This is a genomic window from Shewanella fodinae (assembly GCF_014651955.1).
Classification (GTDB): Bacteria; Pseudomonadota; Gammaproteobacteria; order Enterobacterales; family Shewanellaceae; genus Shewanella; species Shewanella fodinae.
This window is the reverse complement of record NZ_BMXW01000013.1, coordinates 72,943-99,577: the sequence shown is the minus strand read 5'-3', so window position 1 is coordinate 99,577 and position 26,635 is coordinate 72,943. Positions and strand designations below refer to the sequence as shown.

Genomic DNA, 26,635 nt, shown 5'->3' with positions numbered 1-26,635 from the left:
ATACTTTTAACAAAGATGATTATTGGGACTTGGATTGATGACAACGGATGACTTCATCCAGCTCAAGGCTCCGCAACTGGCTGCCTATGGAGAAGGATTTTACCAGCAACAGATCCCCTTAACAGAGTTACATCTGTACCTATGGGACACCCTCGAAGAATGGTTTGTGCTCGGCAACAACGGTGAAGCCCAATCAGATCTTGAACGAGTATTTTGGTTTTTGCTGTACAGTTTTGAAAAATGGCCGGAGTGGGCGTTGCTAGGCAATCAATATCTGCGTCAACAGTTACGTCAATGCTGCGCTTTCCTCGCTGGGAAGGGAAGCTTCCCTGATGGCTGTTCAGGTGTGCGTCCAGCAGCAAAAATCACGTAAGTAATACCGCTTTAATGCGGAACACCAACAATTGTGCGGTGCTAGCTTGCAGTCACTGACGCAGACTTTTAAGCTAGTGCCTTCATTTCCCAGTCGTATCGTCATGTCTATTAGCCGCTTATCCACGCTCAAAAAGACGTTTGCTATCTATCTGCACCGCCGGGTGTTGATAATGTTGTTGCTGGGATTTTCCTCCGGGCTACCGCTGATGCTGGTATTTTCCACCTTATCCTTCTGGCTCAGAGAAGCCGGTGTTGATCGGGCAGAAATCGGCTATTTCAGCTGGATAGCATTAATGTACGCGTTTAAATGGGCCTGGGCTCCACTCGTAGACCGACTACAGTTACCGCTGCTTAGCCAGTGGTTTGGCCGTCGGCGCGGCTGGATGATTTTCTCACAGCTACTGCTGATCTTGGCAATTCTTGGTATGGCCAGCAGCGACCCACGTAGCGATCTAACGCATCTGGCACTATGTGCATTAGCGGTGGCATTTGCCTCTGCAACTCAGGATATTGTCATTGATGCTTTTCGCATCGAGTCGGCACCGGAGGGGATGCAGGCCGCGTTAGCTGCGGCTTATCAAGTGGGCTATCGCAGTGCCATGATCATTGCCACTGCAGGCGCGTTGACGATTGCCGCCTGGGTGTCACCGACACCGGAAAGTTATGATCTCAACAGTTGGCAAACGTCTTACCTGATAATGGCGGGGCTAATAGCGATCGGCTTGGTAACCAGTTTTTTTGCCAGTGAGCCGCAAGTCGATGTGCGTCAAGCCTGCGGTGATGAGATCCGCATGAAACAACATCTGCGCCAACAGCATTCACGGCCGGTTGCCGGGCTACTGGCCTGGTTATATGCCGCAGTAGCGCTACCATTTATTGATTTTTTCAAGCGTTATGGTCGCCACGCGATTATTATCCTGCTGCTCATTTCCTGCTACCGCATCTCCGATATTGTGATGGGGATTATGGCCAATGTATTTTACGTCGATATGGGCTTTTCCAAGGAAGAAATCGCCACGTTGAGCAAGATATATGGACTGATCATGACACTGGTGGGTTCTGGCGTTGGTGGCTTACTAGTAGCGCGTTATGGCACCATGAAAATTCTTTATGTCGGCGCATTTCTGGTGGCCGTTACTAACTTGCTATTCGCCCTACAAGCGTATGTGGGTTATAACGTGCCGTTGCTGACAGTGGCGATCTCCGCCGATAACTTCAGTGGCGGATTAGCCACTGCCGCATTTATTGCCTATCTGTCGAGCCTGACGGGGGCAGGCTACAGCGCCACACAATACGCGCTGCTGTCGTCGATTATGCTGTTATTCCCGAAATTTGTAGCGGGTTTTTCTGGGGAGTGGGTTAATGCCTTCGGCTATGTGAATTTCTTCATCAGTGCCAGTATCATCGGATTGCCGGTGCTGTTACTGGTGAAACTGGCAGATCGCCAACCACCAGCCTCAGCGGAAATTAGCACAGTCCCAGTAAAACAACCCGAGGATTAATCACGGAAGTTGTTAAACTGAAACGGTTGACCCAGTTCGGCATTACGCGCCAGCGCCATGACTGCCTGTAAGTCATCGCGTTTTTTACCGGTAACCCGCACAGAGTCGCCCTGGATCTGCGCCTGCACTTTCAGCTTGCTGTCTTTAATCAGCTTTACCAGCTTTTTAGCGGTTTCCGTCTCAATGCCCTGCTTAAAACGCACTTTCATTGCAAAGCTTTTACCGGTGTGAACGATTTTCTCATCCACTTCCATCGCTTTGGGATCTACATTGCGCTTACTCAACTGCGTGCGCAGAATGTCCACCATCTGTTTACACTGGAAATCCGATTCAGATGACAACGTCACCACAAAATCTTTGAGTTCAACATCATATTCCACACCGCGAAAATCAAAGCGAGTATCCAGCTCCCGCCGACTATTATCTACCGCATTACGCAGTTCTACGGCATTTACTTCCGACACAATATCAAATGAAGGCATAATCTCGTCTTATTCCTGTCCTAATTCTGCCCCTTAGTTTACTGCATGTTGAAGATCAGCTGAACTGATGTGCGGTTACGAGTGACAGCCTAAGGGGCTTTTGCATATCATGAATAGCAGATTTCCCTGACATCGATGTGAATGTGATTAAACGACAGCTAGTTTTTCGTATCGCCTTATTGGCTGCAGTATTGCTAGTCAGTTATCTGGTATTCTCCAAACCCAGCTATCCACAGAATATTCCTAACCTCGACAAGGTCGGCCATATCGGTAGCTTTTTCATGCTGGCATGGCTAGCGTATCAGGCGTACCGCCCACGCTGGTATTGGATTGTACTAGAACTGGCGTTTTACGGCATGCTTATCGAGGTTGTGCAGTCTTTTCTGCCTTATCGCAGTGCCGACGTGAAGGACTTTATGGCGGATATGGCAGGCGTAGCACTGTTTTATTTACTGCTTGGCGTCTGGCATCAAGTGCGGCGGCCCAAACGCGTTGGCGGGCACCGACAATGACCATCGCGATTCTCGGCGCGGGTGCTATCGGCCAATTGCTGGCGCATCAACTGGCAAGCAGCGGTTGTCAGCCACTATTGATTGTACGTCCAGACAAGTGCTGCCAACCATTGCAAAAATTCACGTTAGAGACCAGGGACGGTAGTTATTGCCGTATGTTTCCCTGTCTAGCTATTGACGCCGCAGCCACCGAGTTCAGCAATATTAGTTTACTGATCGTAACGTTAAAGGCATACCAAGTTGTCAATACGTTATCGGCATTGCTGCCAAAACTGTCGCAACACTGTCAACTGCTGCTACTGCATAATGGCCTTGGCCCTCATCGCCAGTTAATACCACTGTTAGCGGGGCGAGGTCTGTCGCTGGGCACCACCAGCCAAGGAGCTCTGCGGATAGGTGAACGCCAGATACGCCATACCGGTAGCGGCATTACTCAGTTAGGCGATATCACTGGGCCTGCAATGCCCAAAAAACTGCAGTCACAGTTATTGCAGGCGATTCCTGACAGTGAATGGTGTGATGATATTATGCCAGCGTTATGGGGCAAACTGGCCGTCAATGCGGCGATTAACCCACTAACAGCCATTGATAATATCCCCAATGGGGCTCTGGCAGAAAAGCATTACCAACAGCAGATCCAGACGGTGATTGCCGAATTGGTCAAGATTGCAAAATTTGAAGGCTTAAGCCTCGACAACGATACATTGCTGCAACGGGTGAATCAGGTGATTAGCCTTACCGCTACCAACTATTCCTCCATGCAGCAAGACATACAACACCAGCGTCTGACAGAGATCGACGCGATTAACGGTTATCTATTACAACTGGCGCAGCAACATGATGTTGAACTTCCAGTTAATCAATCACTAGTAGCCCAGGTAAAGTGCTTACAAACTCAGCTAATACGTTGTAGCCATTGACCGCAAGCCCAAGCAACAAAATTCGCCCAGGCATAGCCAAAAACCGCAATCAGCAGTGCCAATGGCACCAACCCTTTGTTATAGGCACTTGCAACCACTGGAGCAGAAGCCGCCCCACCCAAGTTACACTGACTGGCTATCGCCATGTAACCAAATGGCAACCGCAAATACCAGGTAGCTAATAGCATTACCGCTATGTGGATCAGCAACCAGATTGCGCCGATCACAAAAAACCAAGGTAACTGCAGCAACATGGCGATATTCATCTTCAGTCCCATAATTGCCAGCATCAGATACAGGCAAACTGAACCTATCTTATCGGCACCATAGACCGCCAATTTTCTCGCCGGGCTCAATGACAACAATACGCTGCCGGTTGTAAGAATCACCATCCGCCACAGAAAAGGCAAATGCAGCTGATACTGGCTGGCACCAGGCCAGAATGAGGCACACCATTGTGCTAGAAACCCAGAAATAGCGTGGGCCAATCCACCAAGACATAACGGCATACACAGCAACAGCATCAAATGCCGTAAATCAGCTACACGTTCGGTTTCTTGTTCGGCACTAGTGACTGGGATGATTGAAGCGCTCCGCAACCAGCGATTAATTTGTGTTTCATGGGGTGCCAACAAAAGCAGTAATGACATCCATATTCCAGACAGCAACACATTGACGGTCACAAACACACCAAAAATATCATCGCCAACATGAAATAGCTGTTTGATAGCCAGTTGATTGGCGGTACCGCCGACCCAGTTACCCGCCAAGGTTGCCATGCCTCGCCACAAACTGTTATCGCCCTGCTCCAGCAACATTTCTGGCCGAAAATGAGTCACCGCCAGCAACGCCAGAGGACCACCAATAAAAACACCAACACTGCCAATAAAGAATAACAACAGCAACTTACCGCCACTGCTAAATACTGCACGGATATTCAAGCCCAACAGCAACAGGCAAAGACAGGCAGGCATCAAGTAATCTTGCACCAGTAAAAACAGATGGGAGTCGGGGATCTCGATAAGGTGGAAAGTATTAAGCAGTGACGGCAAAAAATAGCAGGCAACCATCACCGGTATCAACTTATATAGCGCGATAAAAAACCGATTTTTTAGCCCGGCGGTATAAAAGATACCGCCGAGAAAGAGACATAACACGCCAAACAGCTGGAAATCGTTGGTGATCTTTAGCATAAATGGCGCAGCGCATCGCAATTGTCGCTGGCAAACTCCTTAAAGTTACAACAAGCGGGAGATAGCGCTTCATCTGCACGGTATATCATCCAGTAATTGCGCTCAAAATCCCAACCAGGGACCGATAATTCGACTAAGTCAGCACGCTCCAACTCGGCATCTATAGACATATAAGGCAACACACTGACACCATAGCCACTAGCGGTGGCACGTTTGATAGCGCCAAGTGTCGTCATCGTAATGTTTTGTGAAGGGACAATCCCACAACTGTGCAGCAGTTGAATAGCGCGCACCCGCGAAACTGTGGCAGACTCATCCAGATACCAGACCTGCTGTGATAAAAGTTCGGTAGTGATGGGTTGTTGTGCCAGTGGATTATCCGCCCCGCACACAATGCAAATGCGATCCTTTAACCACATGTCACTGCAAACAGACGCTAAACTGGGCTTAGCATCCACAAAGGCCAGATCCATTTCTCGTTCGACCAACATCCGTTCAATACTGTTGGAGTCGTTGATTACCAGCCGCAATTGTGTCGCCGGAAAGCGCATATGAAACAGCGGCAACATACGCGATAGTACATAGTTGCCCGCAGTCTTACATGCACCAATCGTAACACTGCCAACGACACCAGACGCCGAAGCGGAGAAAACCTGCTCCAGTTGCTCACTCGTTGTTAGCATCTCATTAGCGTACGGTAATAATAATTCGCCTTGCTGGTTCAACTGTAAGCCACTGCAGGTGCGTTCAAATAAGCGGCTTTCCAATATGCTTTCCAGCTCTTTTAGCGCCATACTCACCGCAGGCACCGACATATGCAGTTGTTTTGCCGCTTTAGAGATCTGCCCCTCTTGTTGAATGGTTTTAAAAACCAGCAACTGTTTTAAGGTGACTTTCATTAATCAGTTCCACTTGTGCTTGTCAGCAGAGTCTAGCATTTACTCTGCCGACAAACCTTGATCAATGCGGCGAATGTTCATTTGCGCGTGATACTGACACGCGGAATAGTTAAAAAATCTGTTTTAAATAGACAGTAAATTGGTTGTCGTCATAGTCCCGATAACCATTTTTGTCAGTGACATCACCGTTAAGGTAGCTGGCAATCACACCGATAGTAGTCGCTTTGGATGGCATGTAATCCAACCCTAAAGACAACAGGTAACTGCTGGTATCAGTGACACTTTTTTTATCTGCAATATTGCTAGTGACTTTACCTAAACCGGCTCGGTCATAGAGATACTGCACTTTCACTTGGTACTGATCAAAAGGCAAAGCCGCACTCAACATATAGCTATTGCCATCAAGATTTTCATATTTGTCTGATTTAGCGTGTTGAACCAGTGCGCCCCAATGAATACCCGCTAACTTAACACCACCCACCACACGATACGCGTCTAACTGATTTAAACCATCAGCATAGGCCAATGCCACATAATAGTTATCTTTCTTAAGATGACTGTCGCCTAAAGTAGCACTCAGGGCATAGTTACCTGAACTGTTATCGACATTGTCAGCGAATTGATAACTGGCGCCGAATTGAATCCCTGATAATTTAGGAGAATAATAAGTAACAGAATCACCAAGACGATCATTTCCAGAAATCAACTTGGCCATATCTGCAGATGTAATATTAAACTGGTCTACTTTACCTTCTGTTTTCTTAAACACGGTATCATTACGACCAAAAACCATTGAGCCATAATTACCAGCAACACCAATATAGGTATTTCTTGCAGTAAATAGTTCTGATGTTTCGTAGTAACCTTCGGTTCCGGCTTCAGCAACATAAATGAGTTTCAAACTATCATTTAATTTTTCTTCCCCTTTCAAACCGATGAAAGAGGCGAAATTCTCAAGCTGGGTGCCATTCTCTTTGCGATTGGCAAGTAATCCGTTATCTGAATATGTTAACCCAAGCCATGCACGACCGTAAAACTGCGTTTCGTTCGCAAATGCATGAGAAACAGGGAAAACGGCGGTAATAAGACTGACTGCCAGAATTGTTTTTTTCATTGAAAAATATTCCTGTGGTAACTATAAAAATCGCTGCAAAGAATAGATAAAATAGTCAATAAAAGAATTACAACCCGATCACAATTAACTAGATCTAAAACCATCTTAAGAATTTAAAAAACAGCATTAAAAAATATTTAAAGCTTGAGTTAATTTTTTCTTAAACCAACTTAAATAATAAATAAACAAAAAATAAAGCAGATCTAATTCAACTTTTTAATCATGAATAACCTGCACCATATACTAAGTTTTATCTATACAAGAAAAAGGGAACATCATGAAATTTGCAGTGTTAAGTGGTTTGATCCTAATGTGTCTAGCCGGTATCGGCAATGCAGAAGCTAAAGCTAATGATTTAGCCTCGTTTCACAAAGACAAAGGTGATGGTTGTAAAACTTGTCATCAAACGCCAGGGAAAGTTGCCGATGACAGTGAAAACTATATTAATGGGCAATGCCTGAGCTGTCATGGTGACTATTCAGCGCTGAAAAATCCAAAATTAAAGATCGATCCACATAACTCACACTTGGGCGACATCCATTGTACGAGCTGCCACAAGGGCCATGAGCAGTCAAAAGTTTACTGTAATGAATGTCACTCTTTCGATCTTAAAATTCCATTTAATGATGCCAAGAAAAAAGAAGCTTGGGATGCAAAATGGGATCAGGAAAAAATTCAGCAAGCTATCGCTAAAGGCCCTATCGAGAGCACAGATGTTGTTGTTATCGGTGCAGGCAGTGCCGGCTATAACGCCGCAATTGCGGCAAAACAAGCTGGTGCCAAAGTCATTCTCGTAGAAAAAGCGCCGTTCAGTGGCGGTAACTCTATGTTGGCTGCTGGTGGTATGAACGCCGTTGGAACACCACAACAAAAAGCCCACCACGTAGAAGACAAAGTGGAATGGTTTGTGGAAGACACAATGAAGGGCGGCCGCTATGCCAATGACCCTAAATTAGTGGAAATTCTTGCTGAACAATCAGCCGCAGGGGTGAAATGGCTAGAGTCTTTAGGCGTCAACATGGATGACCTGAAGCGCTCTGGTGGTGCTCGCGTTGACCGTACGCATCGACCTGCAGATGGTCGTAGTGCAGGTCCAACTATCGTCCAGGCACTGCGCAAAGCAGCAGACAAATATGGCGTAGAAACCCGCCTGAACTCCCGTGCAGAAAAACTGGTACTTAACGACGACCACCAGATTGTTGGGGTAGTGGTACACGGGAAACACAGTGGTTATTACATGCTGAGTGCTAAGTCAGTCGTATTAACTACCGGCGGCTATGGCTACAACAAACAGATGATAGCCTTCTACCGTCCAACCTTTAAAGGAATGACCAGTTCTAACAATATTACTGCTACTGGTGATGGTATCAATATGGCCAAAGAGATTGGTGCCAGCATGACAGATATTGACTGGATCCAGGCTCACCCAACTATCGGAATGGACAGCCGTATTCTGATTTCAGAAACAGTACGCGGTGTTGGTGCCATTATGGTCAACGCTGAAGGTAAACGTTTTGTTAGTGAATTGACCACTCGTGACCGTGCGTCTGATGCCATTCTGAAGCAACCAGGGAAATTTGCTTGGTTGGTATTTGATAATCAACTGTATAAAAAAGCCAAAATGGTGCGCGGCTATGACCACTTACAGATGCTTAAAAAAGCAGACACCATTGCAGACTTGGCTAAGCTAACCAAAATGGACGCCAAACTGTTAGCTGGTACCATTTCTGACTACAACGAATATCAGAAAACCGGAGACGATAAAGCTTTCCACCGTGAAGACATGCCATTAAACCTGACACAACCTCCCTACTATGCAGTAAAGGTTGCCCCTGGTATCCACCACACCATGGGCGGTGTTGCCATTGACACCAAAGCCGAAGTACTCGATCTGCAGAGCTGGCCAATCAAAGGTCTTTATGCAGCCGGAGAAGTAACTGGCGGTGTACATGGATACAACCGTCTGGGTGGTAACGCCATCGCTGACACCGTGGTATTTGGCAAAATTGCCGGTGAAAACGCTGCCGAAAACGCATTGAAGAAATAGAAATAACGTCCCTAAGGCACTTAGGTGCCTACCCCCGCGGTCCGCTCCGGCGGACCGCACCTTTTAATAACAAAGGATGACACTATGAAAGGTATTTTTTATCGTTTAGGGCCGGTGTTATTGGCCGCGATATTAAGTTTGGGTAGTTATGCTGCTGAAGCCGCTGTAAAACTCAAAGTTATCACTTCTGGAGGATTTGCTGGCACTCTCACCGCCATGGAGCCGCAACTGGAAAAAGATACCGGGCTGGACATCGATATCTCTTATGGTTCATCGTCAGGTGGTGCGGTGGACTCGATTCCTGAGCGACTCAAGCGCGGCGAACAGTTTGATGTACTGATCCTGTCTCGTAGTTCACTGGATAAACTGACCAATAAAGACTTCGTCAGCAAAGATACTCGCACAGATTTAGTGCGTTCACGCATTGGCATGTGTGTGAAAAAAGGGGCCAAAAAACCGGATATCAGTACGCCAGAAAACTTCATTAAGGTGCTGAATGAAGCCAAAACTATTGGCTATTCCGCCAGTGCCAGCGGTACTTATTTGTCGACTAAACTGTGGCCGGAGATGGGCCTGTGGCAAATGATCGAACCGAAAAGTACCCGGGTATTAAGTAAACGCGTTGCCAGTTTAGTCGCTGATGGACAACTGGAAATCGGGTTCCAACAAATCAGCGAAATATTACCCATTCAAGGGGCTGAATTGGTTGGTCCTATCCCTAGCAAATATCAAAAAGTAACTACTTTTTCTGCCGGAGTAACCAAGAGCAGCCTGCATCCGCAAGAAGCCGCAGCGTTAATCCACTATCTTGCCTCAGATACCCCATACGTGATTACCAGTATTCGTCAGGCAGGACTTGATCCAGTCGCCGCTGAATAAGTTAACGCCACAACACTAAAATGGCGGCCAAGGCAATCAACAACAGGCCGCCAATATCTTTAACTCTTACTTTTTCCCTCAGCCAGAAGTAAGAGATAAACATCATGAAAAACACTTCCACCTGTCCAAGCGTCTTCACATAAGGCACCGCCGTTAACGACATAGCGCTGAACCAGCCAAGCGACCCCATAAAACTACTGATGCTGGTAGCGACGGTCAGCTTAGGACGCTGCCAAAGCGCTTGTAAGGTATTGCGATCCGTCAACCACAACCAAAGCAGTAACAGCAACGTTTGCGTCAGGATCACCAGCAATAACACCCAGGCCGCACGATGGGGAAAAGGCAAGCCCAACACCAGACTAGCTTCACGCACCCACAAGGAGGTCAGCGCCAAGCCGCTGCCACACGCTATCCCCAGCAACACCGTGGACCAAGACATGCTGCGCCAACTATCACCGACACTCAGCAGGAATACCGCCAGCGCCCCGATAAAGACACCGACCCATCCCAATAAACTTAGATGTGTGCCAAAGATGAATGTCCCAAGGATCGCTGCCACCAACGCTTCACTTTTTGCCAGACCAGCCCCCACGGCAAAGTTTTTCAGCTTAAACAGCTTTACCATTAATGCGGTAGCAAGGATCTGCATCAAGGCCGCGCCTAAAATATACAATCCACCTAAACCCCATAGTTGCGGCCACGGAGCAGGTTGCCACAGATACAGTAGCCCCAAATAAAGCGCTGCCAACGGACTGGCATACAGAAACCTCGCTAATGTCACCCCGGCAATTTTAACATCCCGACTCAGTCGACTTTGAAAAGCATTGCGCCATGCCTGCATAAAAGCAGCCATCAGGGTAAACAGAATCCACATGATTTGATCCAGACGAGAATTTGAAAAAAGACACAAAAATGCCCAGCAACTACCGGGCATTTGAGCATATTACAGGTCACTGCGGCTTACGGTCACTTGCTGGTATCCAACACCGGAAAAGCTTTCACTAAATCATCAACCACTTTCATCTGGCTTAGATAGGCTTCCAGCAGATGCAACGGCAGCGCACAGGGGCCATCGCACTTGGCATTGTCGGGATCAGGATGCGCCTCAATAAACAACCCCGCAAGCCCTAACGCCATCCCGCTGCGCGCCAATTCTGTGGCTTGGGCACGGCGACCTCCAGCGGAGTCTGCGCGGCCACCTGGGCGCTGCAGTGCATGGGTGGCATCAAATATAACCGGGTAACCACTCTGCTTCATCTCATCCATACCCAGCATGTCCACCACAAGATTGTTGTAGCCAAAGCAACTGCCACGTTCACACAGTATGATCTCATCATTGCCAGCTTCATTGAATTTTTTGATGATGTGGCGCATTTCATGGGGCGCGAGGAATTGCGGTTTTTTCACGTTAATAATGGCCCCGGTCTTGGCCATGGCTACCACTAAATCCGTTTGCCGAGCCAAAAACGCTGGCAACTGGATGATATCAACCACTTCGGCCACTGGCGCACATTGATATGGCTCATGCACATCGGTGATCAACGGCAAGTTAAAGGTGTCTTTGATCTCCTGAAAGATCTTCAACCCTTCTTCCATACCAGGTCCCCGATAGGAGTTGATAGAGGAGCGATTTGCCTTGTCGAACGAGGCCTTGAATACATAAGGGATACCGAGTTTCTGAGTCACTTCGGCGTAGGTTTCTGCAATTCGTAGCGCCAGATCTCGCGATTCCAGCACGTTCATGCCACCAAATAGCACAAATGGCTTGTCGTTAGCGATCTCAATATTGCCGAGCTTGATGTTTTTCATGGTCATCACCGCATCTCTCTCAATGGCTGCCCTGCAGCACATGAATATTCATAAAAAAATTCTTTACCAACTCGCTACCACTTGTAACAGCTGACCACAGAGCCAAGCCATGTAAGTCCCTAGCGCGTAACCGAATACCGCCAACAACACGCCTACCGGTGCCAGCGCTGGATGAAACGCGGCAGCTACCACCGGTGCTGATGCCGCGCCCCCAACATTGGCCTGACTACCTACCGCCATATAAAACAGCGGCGCACGGATAAGTTTCGCCACCAGCAGCATTAATCCCGCATGGACAATCATCCAGATAATGCCAAGCAAAAAATACTCTGGCGTATCCATTATTTTAGTGACATCCATATGCAGGCCAATGGTTGCCACGAGCACATACAAAAATGCAGAGCCCACTTTGGAAGCGCCCGCGGCCTCATAATGCCGTAATGGCGTAAAAGACAAGGCCAGTCCTATGGTAGTAACAATGACTACCAGCCAGAAAAATGACGAAGTCAGGCTGTATTTTTCCGTCCACGGATAGTGTTCACTGAAGAAAGGTGCTAGCCAGTCAGCACACATATGAGCAATCCCGGTGACGCCAAAGCCGATGGCCACTATCAGCATGAGATCTCGCAGACTGGGGATCCGAGCATTCTCCGCATGGTACGTTTCCACTTTGTGGCGCAGGGCATCAATTGCACGGGTATCAGCACCGGTTTTAGCATCAATGGTTTTGGCATTAGCCGCCAGAAAAAGCAACACGGCCATCCAGATATTGGCGACGATCACATCCACCGTCACCATTACCGAAAAGATGTTACCACCAACTTCGTAGACTTCTTTCATCGCTGCCTGATTGGCACCACCGCCAATCCAGCTCCCGGCCAAGGTAGTCATACCGCGCCATACAGCGTCTGGCCCATGGCCTCCTGTTAATGATGGATCAACAAGCGACATCAGCAACAGCGCTACTGGACCGCCAATCACAATGCCGAAAGTGCCCGTCAGAAACATCACCAACGCCTTGGGACCGAGACTAAGAATGGCTTTCAGATCTACACTGAGAATAAGCAGCACCAGACAGGCAGGTAACAGATAACGGGAAGCGACGAAATAGAGTTTAGAGCTATGGCCATCGACAATGCCAAAAGTGTTCAGCAGCGACGGCAAAAAATAGCAGAGCAGCAGCGCCGGAACAAAACGGTAAAACTTTTGCCAGAATGGATGTTCACTGCTGTTCGTGTAAAACACAAATCCCAGTATGGCGGCCAAAATTCCCAGCGCCGTTGCGTCGTTGGTAACCAGAGCGGTCGTCATAAGGCAGAGGCTCTCCCTAAATAGTGATTATGTTCCGTGTAGATAACATAGTGTAATTGGCGTAACCGCTGTTGGATATCAGTGAAATACCTGAGTTTCTTCACCGAGTTCCTGTAACTGCATTTTCACCAGTTCGACTATCGGATCATGCGGATTGTTATCGATAAAATACTGCAGATCAGCCGTTGCCACCTGAATGGCGCCCAACTGCTGCGCAATAAAAGCACGTTCACGGTGCAGATTTAGATCATCTGGATACCAGTCGAGGAGCAGATTACAACATTCCAGTGCCGACTCAAATCTGTGCTCAACAATGCAACCGGCTTTAAGTTCATGCAGCAGTCGAGTTAACACCTGTTTGACAGAGGCAGGCTTGAGATAGCTATCCTTCATAGCGGCCCAGTTGCCTAGTTCACCACGTACCAGCGCATGCAACTGTTTCCGATTAAGGCGGTTACCGGTCAATGGGTCGATGTAATGGAGTTCTCCCGCTAACTGGCAGGACATTACCGTGGTTCCCGGCAACAAGATCAGCGCGGTTTTCAGATCCAGCTCTCGCCCAAGCAACATAAGTGCCGTCGCAAGCGTAGTGCTGTTGCCTTGTCGGCTTTGCAGACAACGCCCCAAATCTGCGGCATCACGGGAGAAATATTCCGCTTTTTCACAGAAACGCAGATCCTGATAAAACCATTTCAATAACGCCGCAAAACGCTGTTCTTCATCAAACAGATAATGGCTCAACACCGCGCCCGAAAGCTCATACCAAGCCCACTGTACCTGTTTGAGGTCACTGAACCCCAGATACTGACACATTTCAAATGCGGTTTCCGGCAGGGAAAGCGCTTTGTCGTCTGAAGGAAATCTTTGCATTACCCTAAAAATACCGCTTGTTTGATGTAAGCCACTTTAGCCGCAAATACCAGCCAACCGATAGCACCGAGGAAAGCAAAGATGCGGAATAACATGCCGCGGGAGCTTTTCATGGCAGCAATGGCCAACACAATATATGCGACGACTGCCGCCAGCTTCTCGGTCATCCAGGTGTCGACAAATGGATATTGCTTGATCATAAAGCACAGGGTTACGCCGGAGAGCAGCAGCAAGGTATCAATCACATGCGGAGCAATCCTTAATAACTTTTTATCCATCCATGCAGATTGCCCGAGGCTTAACACGAAGCGCACACTGAGAAAGGTGACACTCAGGCCAATCATCAGCAAGTGAAAGTACTTAATTCCCGAGTAAACACTGTAAAAATTATCCATTTGTAAACCGCCGATGCGAAAAGAAGGCGTCAGTTTACCCTATGGTTCTCCCACGTCCAAACGATTGTCCGTTCGCGGGTTCCACAGTGAAGTAGATGGTGGCTAAGTCGCCGATTTTCAAGTGGAGGAACGATTACCCCGGCCAAAAACCTAAGGTACAACGCTCATTGGAGCCAAAATCCCGAACCGTCGCCACCTGCAGATATCCTAGTTCATTGAGTTTTTCGCGCAGCCGCCGACCTTGGGTAAAACCATGTTCCAGTAACAGATAACCACCTGGCAGCAAAAATTCACGGGCATGCTCGGCAATATGAAACAAAGCGGCAAACCCTTGCTGACCTGCTGTTAATGCACTGCGAGGCTCAAAACGCACATCGCCCTGTGCCAGATGTTCATCATTTTCTTCAATGTAGGGAGGATTGGACGCTATCAGTTGAAATTTACGCCCCGCAAGCTCAGAGAACCAGTCGCTTTTAAGGATCTCAACCTGAGGCAAAGCCAGGTTCTTACGATTAGCCTTGGCCAGTTCTACTGCGGCACCAACATTGTCTACCGCGCACACTTGCCATTGTGGACGTTCATGGGCCAATGCCAGTGCGATAGCCCCTGTACCTGTCCCAAGGTCTAAGACTGCCGCGTTTTCCGCCAGCGGCAGATTTAACGCGGTTTCTACCAGGATTTCAGTGTCAGGTCGCGGAATTAAGGTAGACTCGTTGACAATAAATGGCAGAGACCAGAATTCGCGCTCACCCACAATATGTGCTACCGGCACACCTTGCGCGCGGCGCGCCACCATCTGTTGCAATTGCTTATGTTGTTCGTCAGTTAATTGCCGTTCAGGCCAGGCATAGATAAAACTACGATTCTTTCCGAGGCAGTGTAACAACAATACTTCAGCATCCACGTGAGCAGATTCTGACGTTGCGGACAATACAGAGGAAGCCCATTGCAGGGCTTCTGCGATTGTAGTTCTGGTCACGACATCAGTCCTTATTCTTCGGAGAGTGCGGCCAACTGATCAGCTTGATATTCCTGAAGTAACGGGTCAATCAGTTGATCCAGATCGCCTTCCATGACTTCATTCAGACGGTACAACGTCAGGTTAATTCGATGTTCACTGACACGCCCTTGAGGAAAATTATAGGTGCGGATCCGCTCGGAGCGATCACCGCTGCCGACCAATGAGCGACGAGTCGACGCTTCCTCACTGGCGCGTTTTTCATCTTCTCTCGCCTGCAGACGTGCAGCCAGCACACTCATGGCCCGCGCCTTGTTTTTGTGCTGCGAACGCTCATCCTGACATTCCACCACCAAACCTGTTGGTAAGTGAGTGATACGAATGGCAGAATCAGTTTTATTGACATGCTGACCACCGGCCCCGGAAGAGCGGAAAGTGTCAATACGCAGTTCGGCAGGATTAATTTCTACCGCTTGCGCTTCTGGCACTTCGTGCATCACGGCGACAGTACAGGCGGAGGTATGCACACGGCCTTGCGACTCGGTTTCCGGTACCCGTTGTACGCGATGCCCCCCCGATTCAAACTTCAAGCGACCATACACGCCATCACCGCTGACTCTGGCAATCACTTCTTTAAAGCCACCATGCTCGCCCTCGCTGGCGCTGACGACTTCAACTTGCCAACGCCGGGCTTCGGCGTAGCGGCTGTACATACGGAACAGATCCCCAGCAAACAGTGCGGCTTCATCACCGCCAGTACCGGCACGAACTTCCAAGAAAGCATTGGTATCATCGTTAGGATCTTTGGGGAGCAGCAGGATCTGCAATTCCCCTTCCAGCTGTTCCAAGCGGGCTTTGGCCGCTTTCAGCTCGTCCTGCGCCATTTCGCGCATATCAGGGTCGTCTTCCTGCAGCATCTCCTCGGCGGTATGCAGATCCGCCAATGCCTGCTGGAAGTGACGGAATCCTTTCACCACATCTTCTAATTGGGAATACTCACGGGACAGGGTACGAAATCGATCCTGATCGCTGATGACATCTGCTTCACTGAGCAGTGCCTGTACTTCTTCATAACGCTCCTGTAAGCCTTCCAGCTTACGGATAACGGAATCCTTCATTCAGTTGCTAACCTTAGTCTTTATCTAAACCGAGCGCGGTTCTTAACTGACCAAGTGCATTGAGATCGCCGTGACGACTGGCGACAGTTAGCGCCTGTGTCGGTGCATGAATAAGTCGGTTAGTGAGGCGGTTAGCCAGTTCGCGCATTACCTCTTCGGCATCCGCGCCCTGCCCTAACCTGTTGATAGCTCTCTCTAACAGCTCATCCTTAATATCCATGCAGTGGGTACGGTACTCTCGAATGCTGTCAACGGACTCTAGCGAGCGCACCCACTCCATAAACTGCAGTGATTGCTCTTCGGCGATAAGCTCCGCTTGCTCGGCGGCCTCACGTCGAGAGGCCATATTCTGTTCCACTATGCTTTGCAGATCGTCAACCGTGTACAGATAAGCCGCATCCAGATCGGCGACTTCTGCTTCAATATCACGGGGAACCGCAATATCAACCAGTAACATAGGTTGATGGCGGCGCTGCTTCAGCGCTTTTTCCACCATGCCTTTACCCAGTATAGGTAACGGGCTGGCGGTAGAGGATATCACGATATCGGCTTTAGGGAGAAAATCTGGGATCTGTTCCAAGGTGATCGCTTGGGCACCAAACTCTTCACACATGGCTTCGGCACGCGACAAAGTGCGGTTTGCCACCACCATACTGGCAACACCATTTTCCTTGAGATGGCGGGCCACCAGTTCAATGGTTTCACCGGCCCCAATAAGCAAGGCTTTGGTGGTCGCCAGCGATGAGAAAATATGTTTTGCCATGCTCACTGCGGCAAATGCGACCGACACAGCGGCAGTGCCAATTTCCGTTTCGGTGCGCACTTTCTTGGCGACAGAGAAGGTGTTCTGGAACAGACGATCCATGGTCATGGCCACGGTACCAGACTCTTTGGCTTTGACAAATGCCTGTTTCACCTGTCCAAGGATTTGCGGTTCACCTAACACCAGTGAATCTAGACCAGATGCCACCCGCATGAGATGCTGAACGGCTTTCTGGCCTTGAAATTCATAAAGACACGGTGCCACTTCGTCGTGGCTCAGAGAATGATACTGCTCCAGCCAGGAAACCACCCGCGCCACATCCTGAGTGTTACAGTACAGCTCAGTGCGGTTACACGTGGACACTATCACCGCTTCACCAGAAGCCGTCTCTTGGGCGAGGCTTCTCATGGCTTCATGGATCTTGTCCGGGGCAAAGGCTACTTTTTCACGCAGGTCGACAGTGGCAGTTTTGTGGTTAATACCAATTGCTACAAGGCTCATCTGACTCGTTCTGGACTCTTGGCGTCTTGTTAAGATGCGGCCATTCTACTGAATTGCCCCAGCTAAAAACAGAATACGCTTAACAAAACCGAATAAAGGTTTATTAGTGAATAAAGGGTTAATTTTATCAGGCAATTAACCTTGATGACGCGGCAAGCCGCGCTATAACAGCGATTGCTGATAAAAAGGTCATCACGCACAGGTTGTGTCTGACCGCTAAGCCCCCGTATCATAGGCCATCATTTATGGTCGATGAGTGGCGAATATTTTGACCAACATCACAAATTGCACATCCTACCGCCCGACAATACAAGTGTTGCTGTGGATTATCACGACCATTTTCGTGAGCGGCTGCAGTAGTTTGGCGGACAAAAACTGGGTGGCGACACAAGTCACCAGCCCGGCGGCTGCCAGTGCTTGGGAATTGCAGGGAAAGCTAGCGGTAAAATCGCCCAAGGAAAGTTTTAGTACTAACTTATACTGGCTACACACGCCCGATAACGATGAGCTAAAGCTGACCACTATGCTGGGGACCAGCGTACTGACACTGAGCAGCCGTGAGGGGTACGCCAAACTGGAAGTCAATGGTAATAGCTATGAGGGGGACGATCCGCAGGCGTTGTTAAACCGGCTCGGTCACTGGCAATTTCCATTAACACAACTGCCACAGTGGATTTTGGGAATTGTCAGTGATGACTATCAGGTCAGTCGCGATGTTAATGGACGCCCGCTGCAACTCACCGATGCCAGTGTTTTGCCACCTTGGCGCATTCAATATCAGGGCTGGCAGCCGCAAAGCGGTACCACGGTGCCGCGTCTGCTACGGTTAGATCGTGGCAATTTACAGTTAAAAATCCAATTGAATCAATGGCAGGCACTGACCAACGTGCAAGTGCCCATGGACAATCAGCGTTTATGACCCAAACACTTTCCTTAGGCTGGCCGGCACCAGCCAAACTCAACCTGTTTCTGCATATCAACGGTCGTCGAGCTGACGGTTATCACGAGTTACAAACGTTATTTCAATTCTTAGAACATGGCGATCTGCTGGATTTTAAGATCACTACCGTTAGCAAAATCTCGCTGCACTCCAACCTCCCGAGCAGTATTGCTGATGCCGACAATTTGATAGTCAAAGCGGCAAATTTGCTCCAACAACAAACTGGAACCCATCTTGGCGCTGAAATCTGGTTGGATAAAAAACTGCCGATGGGCGGTGGTGTTGGCGGCGGTTCATCCGATGCGGCCACCACATTAGTGGCACTCAATTCACTGTGGCAAACGGGGCTCGACAATCAGCAGTTGGCAGCCCTAGGGCTCAAGCTGGGGGCTGATGTTCCTATCTTCATCCACGGCCATGCTGCGTTTGCTGAAGGTGTTGGCGAAAAACTTCAAGCCGTTGATATTCCGGAACACTGGTATCTAGTAATAGCCCCCGATGTCCATGTTTCGACGGCAGAAATTTTTCAGCATCCTGATTTGCCAAGAGATACGCCAAAGGTTTCGCTGACAGAACTATTGTCCGCAAATTGGAAAAATGACTGTCAAACACTGGTGTGTAACGCCTTTCCTCAAGTTGCCAAGGCGTTGGCGTGGCTGCTAGAATATGCCCCGTCAAGAATGACCGGAACAGGCGCCTGTGTGTTCGGGGAATTCAAAACGCAGCAACAAGCGCTGGAGTGTCTGGCACAAATGCCAACGACATTCCACGGATTTGTGGCAAAAGGAACAAATATTTCGCCGTTACAGCGCCGTCTGACGCGGTGCTGAACAGTTTCTTCAGGGGCACAGCTTGTCACTTGTCCCTCCAGATCACAATAATGCAAACGCCCGAGGTTCATTAAAGTGCCCGACATAAAGCTCTTTGCTGGGAACGCTACCCCCAGTCTTGCTAAAAAGATAGCAGACCGTCTGTTTTGTAAACTAGGAGACGCCACGGTAGGCCGTTTCAGCGATGGAGAAATCAGTGTCCAGATCAACGAAAACGTTCGTGGTGCTGACGTCTTTATCATTCAATCCACCTGTGCGCCAACCAATGACAACCTGATGGAACTGGTTGTGATGGTCGATGCCCTGCGTCGTGCCTCTGCTGGCCGTATTACCGCTGTGGTTCCCTATTTTGGTTATGCCCGTCAGGATCGCCGTGTCCGTAGCGCCCGTGTACCAATTACTGCCAAAGTCGTGGCCGACTTTCTGTCAAGTGTTGGTGTAGACCGCGTACTGACCTGTGACCTACATGCGGAACAGATCCAGGGATTCTTTGACGTGCCAGTAGATAACGTTTTCGGTAGTCCAGTGCTGTTGGAAGACATGCTGGAGAAAAAACTAGAAACCCCTGTTGTGGTATCCCCAGATATCGGCGGTGTGGTACGTGCCCGTGCTATTGCGAAGTTGCTGGACGATACCGACCTAGCGATTATTGATAAACGTCGTCCGCAGGCAAACGTTGCCCAAGTGATGCATATTATCGGTGACGTACAGGGGCGTGACTGCATTATCGTTGACGATATGATTGATACTGGCGGCACGCTATGTAAAGCCGCTGAAGCGTTGAAAGAACACGGTGCCAACCGCGTCTTTGCTTATGCTACACACCCAGTATTCTCTGGTGCCGCGCTGCAAAACATCACCAATTCCGTGATCGATGAAGTGATAGTGACAGATACCATCCCGTTGCGCCCGGAAATTGCTGCCAGTGGTAAAGTCAAACAACTCACCATGTCTGGCATACTGGCGGAAGCCATTCGCCGCGTTAGCAATGAAGAATCTATCTCTGCAATGTTTCACCAGTAATTGCGCAGTGATAATAGAAACGCACCTAAGGGTGCGTTTTTTTATGGCTAGCGTCCAGATACTTCAAACAAAGACAGCAAAAAGCCCGTCTTATGGGACGGGCTTCATTGTATTGGCTGGGGTACTAGGATTCGAACCTAGGTATGCCGGAATCAGAATCCGGTGCCTTACCGCTTGGCGATACCCCAAAAAATCGTTACATGAATATGGCTGGGGTACCAGGATTCGAACCTGGGGATGCCGGGATCAAAACCCGGTGCCTTACCGCTTGGCGATACCCCAAAAGTCAGCTTTACGGCTGAAGGCCTGATATTTCACTGCAGGCATACAGTGCAACATGGTGGCTATGGCGGGACTTGAACCTGCGACCCCAGCATTATGAGTGCTGTGCTCTAACCAGCTGAGCTACATAGCCATATTGGCTGGGGTACTAGGATTCGAACCTAGGTATGCCGGAATCAGAATCCGGTGCCTTACCGCTTGGCGATACCCCAAGATAACACTATGAAAAAATGGCTGGGGTACCAGGATTCGAACCTGGGAATGCCGGGATCAAAACCCGGTGCCTTACCGCTTGGCGATACCCCACCTGCAAGTTATCTCTATGGCTGCTTTCCTATAACAGGAAAGATGGTACGGGAGGAGAGACTTGAACTCTCACACCTTGCGGCACCAGAACCTAAATCTGGCGTGTCTACCAATTTCACCACTCCCGCATTTATCTCTTTTAACATCCGAGAAGGATGGTGGCTATGGCGGGACTTGAACCTGCGACCCCAGCATTATGAGTGCTGTGCTCTAACCAGCTGAGCTACATAGCCACGATAACTTGACGCCCCTCTGCCGAGAGGACGGGGCGTATTATGCTTATTCAGGTATTACAGGTCAACAGCTTTTTCGGGCTGAAGCCCGGCACTCCCGCCATTCGCTTAGAATCTCACCAAACTGCACATCAGATATGCAAATCACGACAATTTATTGCGTTTTTACGCACCTTAAACGTTGAACAGGAAATGCATGACATCCCCGTCCTGGACGATATAAGTCTTGCCTTCCACCCGCAGTTTACCGGCTTCTTTTGCGCCATTCTCGCCTTTAAACTGCACAAAGTCGTCATAAGAAACCACTTGAGCACGGATAAAGCCACGTTCAAAATCAGTATGGATTTTACCTGCTGCCTGCGGTGCAGAAGCTCCCACTGGAATGGTCCAAGCGCGCACTTCTTTCACCCCAGCGGTAAAATAGGTTTGCAGATCCAGCAGCTCATAACCGGCGCGGATCACCCGATCAAGACCGGGTTCTTCTAGCCCCATATCGGCCATAAATTCCTGACGATCAGCATCTTCCATTTCCGCCAGTTCAGATTCAATAGCAGCGCAAACCGGCACCACCACCGCCCGTTCTTTCTCGGCAATAGCGCGCACCACCTCCAGATGGGGGTTGTTTTCAAAACCATCTTCAGCAACGTTGGCGATATACATGGTAGGCTTTAACGTCAGGAAGTTCAGATAAGCCACCGCTTCTAACTCTTCTTTTGAGAGATCGAGAGTGCGCAGCATGTGGCCTTCATCCAGTACCGGCTTGAGTTTTTCCAGCACTTCCACTTCAAACTTGGCGTCTTTATCGCCGCCTTTCGCGCGTTTCTGCTGCCGCAGTATCGCCCGTTCACAGCTATCCAGATCCGCTAGCGCCAGTTCCGTGTTGATCACTTCGATGTCATGGGCCGGATTCACCTTGTTGGCAACGTGCACAATGTTGTCATTTTCAAAACAACGCACAACATGACCAATAGCATCGGTTTCGCGAATATTGGCCAAAAATTTATTACCCAGTCCTTCACCTTTTGACGCTCCGGCGACTAGACCGGCAATATCCACAAATTCCATGGTGGTTGGCAGTACGCGCTCTGGGTGCACTATGTCTGCCAGCACTTGCAGCCGTGCGTCTGGTACCGGCACAACACCGGTATTGGGCTCAATAGTACAAAAAGGGAAATTTGCCGCTTCAATACCAGCTTTAGTTAACGCATTGAACAGTGTCGATTTACCGACATTGGGCAAACCAACGATGCCACATTTAAAACCCATGATAGTTACCTTATCTCACTGTAATTTCCGGTATTGCTACACCGGACAGCTACTGGTGTGCCAGCAGCCTGATGTCATTGATTCGTTATTCAGCCTTGAACGCATGCAGGCGGTTCATGGCTTTGGTCATATCTTCAGCGTATAGAATATCGGTGGCCCGTAAGGCTTCGTCAATGGCGGCATCAATACGTTGTTGCTCTGCCTGAGGCGCTTTCCCAAGTACGTAACCACTGACCTTATTCTTATCGCCTGGGTGGCCGATACCGATACGCAACCGGTAGAAATTTTTATCGTTTCCCAAGCTGGCGATAATATCTTTCAGACCATTATGACCGCCATGACCACCACCGAGCTTAAACTTTGCCACTCCTGGCGGCATATCCAGTTCGTCATGTGCCACTAGGATCTCATCTGGCGCAATGCGAAAAAAACTCGCCAGCGCTCCAACCGCTTTACCACTGAGGTTCATGAAAGTAGTGGGCACTAACAGACGTACATCACGGCCTTTCACTGTAATACGGGCGGTAAGTCCGAAATATTTACTTTCTGGCATCAGGCTAGCGCCGTAATTACCCGCCAGTTGTGCCACATACCAAGCACCGGCATTATGCCGTGTCTGGGCATATTCCGCACCTGGATTACCCAGCCCGACAATCAGTTTTATGGTGGTCATCTTTTCTGTTTTTCTCACTTACCTATCGCGGAAAATAACAATGCCGCGACCAAAAACGCGGCATTTTAACACTGCAAATACGCTGGCAACAAATAATCAGGACAAACCAAGCGCGTATCTGAGTACCTGCTGTTTCACCGGCGTATTGATATCCGCCAGTTTTAGTCCAAGATTGCGCACCAGTTTCAGCGGCAGGATATCATTACTGAAACCGGCATAGAACAGATCCATCCCCGTCATCATCAGTTGGTTATCGTACCAACGCCGCCGCTGGTAGCGTGCCAGCACTGCATTATCCCACCACTGGACAGGGTTATCACTCAACGCCGATGCAACCTCTTCCAGTAGTGTATCCACATCTTTAAAGCCGAGATTAACCCCTTGTCCCGCCAACGGGTTGATGGTGTGAGCCGCATCGCCCAACAGCACTAGGTTGTCACGATAATACTGTTTAGCATGGCGTCTAGTTAACGGAAAGCTGCCACGTTCCAGCACTTCGAAATCACGGTTGAGTCGCTCCGGGAAATGACTGTCAATGGCTTGCTTCAGTTGCTTAGGTGACAACTGCATCAGCCCTTTGATCATCTTTGCATCGTCATACCACACGAGGGAAGCATGATGTCCCGGCAGTGGCAGCAAAGAACGCGGGCCACGCGGGGTAAACTGTTGCCAGGTAATATCCTGTTCATCCTCAGCGGTGGCGATATTGATTAACATACAGGACTGACTGTAATCCCAACCCGCCACGCCAATCCCCGCCCACTGGCGGACTAATGAATTGGCACCATCGGCGCCGACCAGCAGATGGCTATCCAATACTAGGCCGTTATCCAGACTCACTTCGATACCACTGCAACTGCGCACCATGCGCGTAACCTGCGCCGGACAGCAAACCGTCAGCTTGTCATAGCGCTCAAACTGCTGCCATAAGGCTAACTGCACAAGGCGATTTTCCACGATGTGCCCAAGATGCGACAATTTCAACTGTTCAGCATGAAAGCGGGTGATACAGCCTTCCATTTCCCAGGTTTCCAAGCCGCGATAAGCCACCTGCCGCATCTGTAGCAAACCTTCAAGCGCCCCTAACCGCGCCAGCAGATTCTCCGATGCCAGTGATACCGCCGATACTCGGACATCTAGCGCTTGTTCTGGATCATACGCCTCTGGGGCACAGGCTTCCACCACGGCCACCCGCAAACCAAGTTGAGCCAGTCCCACAGCTGCGGCGGCGCCCACCATACCACCACCGATAATGACAATATCCTGCTGTTGATGTTGTTTTGTCACTGTTGCATTCCTGCTGTTGTCGTTCTATTTGCTGCGGCCACCGGATTTAGTAACGCCGACCGTTCCCCGAAAGTGAAATAATTCGCAACCCAATTCCAACCTCCTGATTCGCACTAAGTGTCCTATCTATAACACCTGCGCAGTGCGGTACAGGTTCATCACAACCTAGGAGAAGAATATGGCAATCACATCCTTTGGCCGCTTTGCTGCCACCGCACTTATCGCTGTCGGAGCATTGTTCCCGTTGCAAAGCAAGGCTGAAAAACTGCCGGAAAAGCTAGAAGTGATTACTGTAACCTACATAGGTTCAGTCAATTATGCCTTATATCAACAATTCGCGGAAACCATGAGCGAATTACATTTTGCTCTGGTGGCAGATATTTATGACACGGCCAAAAGTGATAATCAGCAGATGGTACAGCGCTTTATGGCGAGCCATCCACCATTACTGACCCAACATGCAGCAACAATAGAAACAACCGGTTATGCCGCAACTCAGCACAGGGGAGCTAGGTAATGCCATTTTGCTACTGGCAAACGTTGGCAAGCGGCGACAACTGTAGGTAAAATGGCGCGCTATTTTCCTTGATGTACGTGAGAGCGGCGCAAAACTGATGAGCAAGAAACTCCATATCAAAACCTGGGGCTGTCAGATGAATGAGTATGACTCAGCCAAGATGGCCGACCTGTTGAACGAATTTCAGGGCTATACCCTGACAGACGAAGCAGAAGATGCCGATGTGCTGCTGCTCAATACCTGTTCAATTCGTGAAAAGGCACAGGAAAAGGTGTTCCATCAGTTGGGTCGCTGGAAAGGCCTCAAAGATAAAAATCCCGATTTGATTATCGGTGTGGGTGGCTGTGTTGCGTCGCAAGAAGGCAAAGCCATCAAAGATCGGGCGCCCTGTGTTGACATCGTGTTTGGCCCGCAAACCTTGCATCGTTTGCCAGAGATGATCAACCAAGTACATGGTGGCAGTCATGCCGTTATTGATGTCAGCTTCCCGGAAATCGAAAAATTTGACCGATTGCCAGAGCCTCGTGCCGAAGGCCCCACAGCCTTTGTCTCTATCATGGAAGGTTGCAGCAAATACTGTTCTTTCTGTGTGGTACCTTATACCCGCGGTGAAGAGGTCAGCCGGCCAATGGACGATGTTATTCTGGAAGTGGCGCAACTGGCACAGCAAGGAGTGCGTGAAGTTAACTTGCTGGGGCAAAACGTCAACGCCTATCGCGGCGCAAAATTTGATGGTGACATCTGCTCCTTTGCTGAACTGCTGCGCTATGTGGCGGCGATTGATGGCATAGATCGTATCCGCTTCACCACCAGCCATCCCATTGAATTCACCCAGGACATCATCGATGTCTATGCCGACACGCCAGAGCTGGTGAGCTTCCTGCATCTGCCGGTACAGTCAGGTTCTGACCGTATTCTGACCTTAATGAAGCGCGGTCATATGGCGCTTGAATACAAGTCGATTATCCGCCGTCTGCGTAAAGCTCGGCCAGATATCCAGATCAGCTCCGACTTTATTGTCGGTTTTCCCGGCGAAACCGCCGCAGACTTTGAAGACACCATGAAGCTGATTGAGGAAGTGAATTTCGACCATAGCTTCAGCTTTATTTACAGCGCGCGTCCCGGCACGCCAGCGGCTGACTTGCCGGACGATGTGGATCTGGAAGAGAAAAAACAACGGCTGGCACGACTGCAAGACACCATTACGCATCAAGCGATGCGCTACAGCCGCCAGATGTTAGGCACGGTGCAACGCATTTTGGTGGAAGGGCCATCGGTGAAAAATCCGATGGAACTGCGTGGCCGCACTGAAAACAACCGCGTGGTTAACTTTGAAGGACACCCCCAACACATTGGTACGTTTGTCGATGTGGAGATCACCGATGTTTATCCTAACTCACTGCGGGGTAAGTTCATTCGTGGTGAAGATCAAATGGATCTGCGGCGCAATCTGCGGCCAGTGGATATTTTGGCAAAACACCAAAGTGCCGATGAACTTGGAGTAAAACACTACCAACCCTAGTGATGACAAAAAGGCGGCCACGGTCGCCTTTTAGCTTGCTGACCAATGACATTTTTCTCATGGCATTTCGTCAGTGAGGCTCGTAAACTGAGCAGTGTAGCGTAATCT

General features: G+C 49.3%; 26 protein-coding genes and 7 tRNA genes. 11 read left to right on the top strand and 22 right to left on the bottom strand.

The window, feature by feature from the left end:
• Window positions 1-37: 37 nt before the first annotated feature.
• Window positions 38-373: a hypothetical protein gene (locus IE064_RS12595; protein ID WP_189618107.1), complete on the top strand. Its 336-nt coding sequence runs from the start codon at window positions 38-40 to the stop codon at window positions 371-373.
• A gap of 103 nt (window positions 374-476) precedes the next feature.
• Window positions 477-1,877 carry an AmpG family muropeptide MFS transporter gene (locus IE064_RS12590; RefSeq protein WP_189618125.1) on the top strand — a complete coding sequence of 467 codons (1,401 nt, stop codon included), beginning with the start codon at window positions 477-479 and terminating at the stop codon, window positions 1,875-1,877.
• Here the strand turns inward: IE064_RS12590 and IE064_RS12585 are convergent.
• Window positions 1,874-2,359, bottom strand: coding sequence for a YajQ family cyclic di-GMP-binding protein (locus IE064_RS12585; RefSeq protein ID WP_189618106.1), 486 nt, complete (start codon window positions 2,357-2,359; stop codon window positions 1,874-1,876). The two genes, IE064_RS12590 and IE064_RS12585, sit on opposite strands and share 4 nt — an antisense overlap.
• A gap of 143 nt (window positions 2,360-2,502) precedes the next feature.
• Between IE064_RS12585 and IE064_RS12580 the strand changes: the two genes are divergently transcribed.
• Complete coding sequence (locus IE064_RS12580) at window positions 2,503-2,871, top strand: VanZ family protein (RefSeq protein WP_133040534.1); 369 nt, start codon at window positions 2,503-2,505, stop codon at window positions 2,869-2,871.
• Window positions 2,868-3,791, top strand: coding sequence for a ketopantoate reductase family protein (locus IE064_RS12575; protein WP_189618105.1), 924 nt, complete (start codon window positions 2,868-2,870; stop codon window positions 3,789-3,791). Before IE064_RS12580 ends, IE064_RS12575 begins: the two co-directional genes overlap by 4 nt.
• Here the strand turns inward: IE064_RS12575 and IE064_RS12570 are convergent.
• The 3 genes from IE064_RS12570 to IE064_RS12560 form a co-directional block, all read right to left on the bottom strand.
• A complete protein-coding gene (locus IE064_RS12570) occupies window positions 3,767-4,984 on the bottom strand; it encodes a DUF819 family protein (protein WP_189618104.1) in 1,218 nt (405 codons plus the stop codon). The two genes, IE064_RS12575 and IE064_RS12570, sit on opposite strands and share 25 nt — an antisense overlap.
• Complete coding sequence (locus IE064_RS12565; protein WP_189618103.1) at window positions 4,978-5,883, bottom strand: LysR family transcriptional regulator; 906 nt, start codon at window positions 5,881-5,883, stop codon at window positions 4,978-4,980. The genes IE064_RS12570 and IE064_RS12565 overlap by 7 nt, the downstream gene beginning before the upstream one ends.
• 109 nt (window positions 5,884-5,992) lie before the next feature.
• Window positions 5,993-6,997 carry a porin gene (locus IE064_RS12560; protein ID WP_189618102.1) on the bottom strand — a complete coding sequence of 335 codons (1,005 nt, stop codon included), beginning with the start codon at window positions 6,995-6,997 and terminating at the stop codon, window positions 5,993-5,995.
• Between the two features lie 277 nt (window positions 6,998-7,274).
• Here IE064_RS12560 and IE064_RS12555 point away from each other — a divergent pair, with 277 nt between their 5' ends.
• Both IE064_RS12555 and IE064_RS12550 read left to right on the top strand, forming a co-directional pair.
• Complete coding sequence (locus tag IE064_RS12555; protein ID WP_189618101.1) at window positions 7,275-9,044, top strand: flavocytochrome c; 1,770 nt, start codon at window positions 7,275-7,277, stop codon at window positions 9,042-9,044.
• A gap of 84 nt (window positions 9,045-9,128) precedes the next feature.
• Window positions 9,129-9,923 carry a molybdate ABC transporter substrate-binding protein gene (locus tag IE064_RS12550; protein WP_189618100.1) on the top strand — a complete coding sequence of 265 codons (795 nt, stop codon included), beginning with the start codon at window positions 9,129-9,131 and terminating at the stop codon, window positions 9,921-9,923.
• Between the two features lies 1 nt (window position 9,924).
• Here the strand turns inward: IE064_RS12550 and IE064_RS12545 are convergent, their stop codons facing one another.
• The 8 genes from IE064_RS12545 to hemA all read right to left on the bottom strand — a co-directional run bounded on the left by IE064_RS12545 (window position 9,925) and on the right by hemA (window position 17,648).
• Window positions 9,925-10,797: an EamA family transporter gene (locus IE064_RS12545; RefSeq protein ID WP_189618099.1), complete on the bottom strand. Its 873-nt coding sequence runs from the start codon at window positions 10,795-10,797 to the stop codon at window positions 9,925-9,927.
• Between the two features lie 92 nt (window positions 10,798-10,889).
• A complete protein-coding gene (kdsA, locus tag IE064_RS12540) occupies window positions 10,890-11,738 on the bottom strand; it encodes a 3-deoxy-8-phosphooctulonate synthase (protein WP_189618124.1) in 849 nt (282 codons plus the stop codon).
• A 57-nt stretch (window positions 11,739-11,795) separates the two neighbouring features.
• The gene (locus tag IE064_RS12535; protein ID WP_189618098.1) at window positions 11,796-13,043 is read right to left on the bottom strand and encodes a DUF819 family protein; all 1,248 of its coding nucleotides are present in this window, start codon (window positions 13,041-13,043) and stop codon (window positions 11,796-11,798) included.
• 78 nt (window positions 13,044-13,121) lie between these two features.
• Window positions 13,122-13,913 carry a transglutaminase family protein gene (locus tag IE064_RS12530; RefSeq protein WP_189618097.1) on the bottom strand — a complete coding sequence of 264 codons (792 nt, stop codon included), beginning with the start codon at window positions 13,911-13,913 and terminating at the stop codon, window positions 13,122-13,124.
• Window positions 13,913-14,308, bottom strand: a complete 396-nt coding sequence (locus IE064_RS12525) for a SirB2 family protein (RefSeq protein ID WP_189618096.1) — start codon at window positions 14,306-14,308, stop codon at window positions 13,913-13,915. The genes IE064_RS12530 and IE064_RS12525 overlap by 1 nt, the downstream gene beginning before the upstream one ends.
• A 133-nt stretch (window positions 14,309-14,441) precedes the next feature.
• Window positions 14,442-15,287, bottom strand: coding sequence for a peptide chain release factor N(5)-glutamine methyltransferase (gene prmC, locus IE064_RS12520; RefSeq protein WP_189618095.1), 846 nt, complete (start codon window positions 15,285-15,287; stop codon window positions 14,442-14,444).
• 11 nt (window positions 15,288-15,298) lie between these two features.
• On the bottom strand, window positions 15,299-16,384 hold the full coding sequence (prfA, locus tag IE064_RS12515; protein ID WP_133039536.1) for a peptide chain release factor 1: 1,086 nt from the start codon (window positions 16,382-16,384) through the stop codon (window positions 15,299-15,301).
• A gap of 13 nt (window positions 16,385-16,397) precedes the next feature.
• Entirely contained in the window at window positions 16,398-17,648 is a 1,251-nt protein-coding gene (gene hemA, locus IE064_RS12510) for a glutamyl-tRNA reductase (RefSeq protein WP_133039537.1), read from the bottom strand.
• Window positions 17,649-18,027: 379 nt separating this feature from the next.
• Here hemA and lolB point away from each other — a divergent pair, with 379 nt between their 5' ends.
• From lolB to IE064_RS12495, 3 genes are all read left to right on the top strand, one after another.
• Entirely contained in the window at window positions 18,028-18,567 is a 540-nt protein-coding gene (lolB, locus tag IE064_RS12505) for a lipoprotein insertase outer membrane protein LolB (RefSeq protein ID WP_229800035.1), read from the top strand.
• Entirely contained in the window at window positions 18,564-19,418 is an 855-nt protein-coding gene (ispE, locus tag IE064_RS12500; protein ID WP_133039538.1) for a 4-(cytidine 5'-diphospho)-2-C-methyl-D-erythritol kinase, read from the top strand. The genes lolB and ispE overlap by 4 nt, the downstream gene beginning before the upstream one ends.
• A gap of 75 nt (window positions 19,419-19,493) precedes the next feature.
• Window positions 19,494-20,441, top strand: a complete 948-nt coding sequence (locus IE064_RS12495; RefSeq protein ID WP_133039539.1) for a ribose-phosphate pyrophosphokinase — start codon at window positions 19,494-19,496, stop codon at window positions 20,439-20,441.
• Window positions 20,442-20,554: 113 nt separating this feature from the next.
• On the opposite strand, the gene IE064_RS12490 is transcribed toward IE064_RS12495, so the two are convergent.
• The 10 genes from IE064_RS12490 to IE064_RS12445 form a co-directional block, all read right to left on the bottom strand.
• Window positions 20,555-20,629 (bottom strand) — tRNA-Gln (locus IE064_RS12490).
• A gap of 19 nt (window positions 20,630-20,648) precedes the next feature.
• Window positions 20,649-20,723: transfer RNA gene (locus tag IE064_RS12485), tRNA-Gln, on the bottom strand.
• Between the two features lie 56 nt (window positions 20,724-20,779).
• A tRNA-Met gene (locus IE064_RS12480) sits at window positions 20,780-20,856 on the bottom strand.
• A gap of 4 nt (window positions 20,857-20,860) precedes the next feature.
• A tRNA-Gln gene (locus IE064_RS12475) sits at window positions 20,861-20,935 on the bottom strand.
• 19 nt (window positions 20,936-20,954) lie between these two features.
• Window positions 20,955-21,029: transfer RNA gene (locus tag IE064_RS12470), tRNA-Gln, on the bottom strand.
• 43 nt (window positions 21,030-21,072) lie between these two features.
• A tRNA-Leu gene (locus IE064_RS12465) sits at window positions 21,073-21,157 on the bottom strand.
• 28 nt (window positions 21,158-21,185) lie between these two features.
• Window positions 21,186-21,262 (bottom strand) — tRNA-Met (locus IE064_RS12460).
• A gap of 174 nt (window positions 21,263-21,436) precedes the next feature.
• Window positions 21,437-22,528: a redox-regulated ATPase YchF gene (gene ychF / locus IE064_RS12455; RefSeq protein ID WP_189618094.1), complete on the bottom strand. Its 1,092-nt coding sequence runs from the start codon at window positions 22,526-22,528 to the stop codon at window positions 21,437-21,439.
• Window positions 22,529-22,613: 85 nt separating this feature from the next.
• Complete coding sequence (pth, locus tag IE064_RS12450) at window positions 22,614-23,201, bottom strand: aminoacyl-tRNA hydrolase (RefSeq protein WP_133039541.1); 588 nt, start codon at window positions 23,199-23,201, stop codon at window positions 22,614-22,616.
• 96 nt (window positions 23,202-23,297) lie between these two features.
• Window positions 23,298-24,440 (bottom strand): FAD-dependent monooxygenase, encoded by a 1,143-nt coding sequence (locus IE064_RS12445; RefSeq protein ID WP_189618122.1) that lies wholly within the window; start codon window positions 24,438-24,440, stop codon window positions 23,298-23,300.
• A gap of 226 nt (window positions 24,441-24,666) precedes the next feature.
• Here IE064_RS12445 and IE064_RS12440 point away from each other — a divergent pair, with 226 nt between their 5' ends.
• Together IE064_RS12440 and miaB are read left to right on the top strand one after the other, a co-directional pair.
• Window positions 24,667-25,005: a hypothetical protein gene (locus IE064_RS12440; RefSeq protein WP_189618093.1), complete on the top strand. Its 339-nt coding sequence runs from the start codon at window positions 24,667-24,669 to the stop codon at window positions 25,003-25,005.
• Window positions 25,006-25,102: 97 nt separating this feature from the next.
• Entirely contained in the window at window positions 25,103-26,527 is a 1,425-nt protein-coding gene (miaB, locus tag IE064_RS12435; protein WP_189618092.1) for a tRNA (N6-isopentenyl adenosine(37)-C2)-methylthiotransferase MiaB, read from the top strand.
• Window positions 26,528-26,635: the final 108 nt, after the last annotated feature.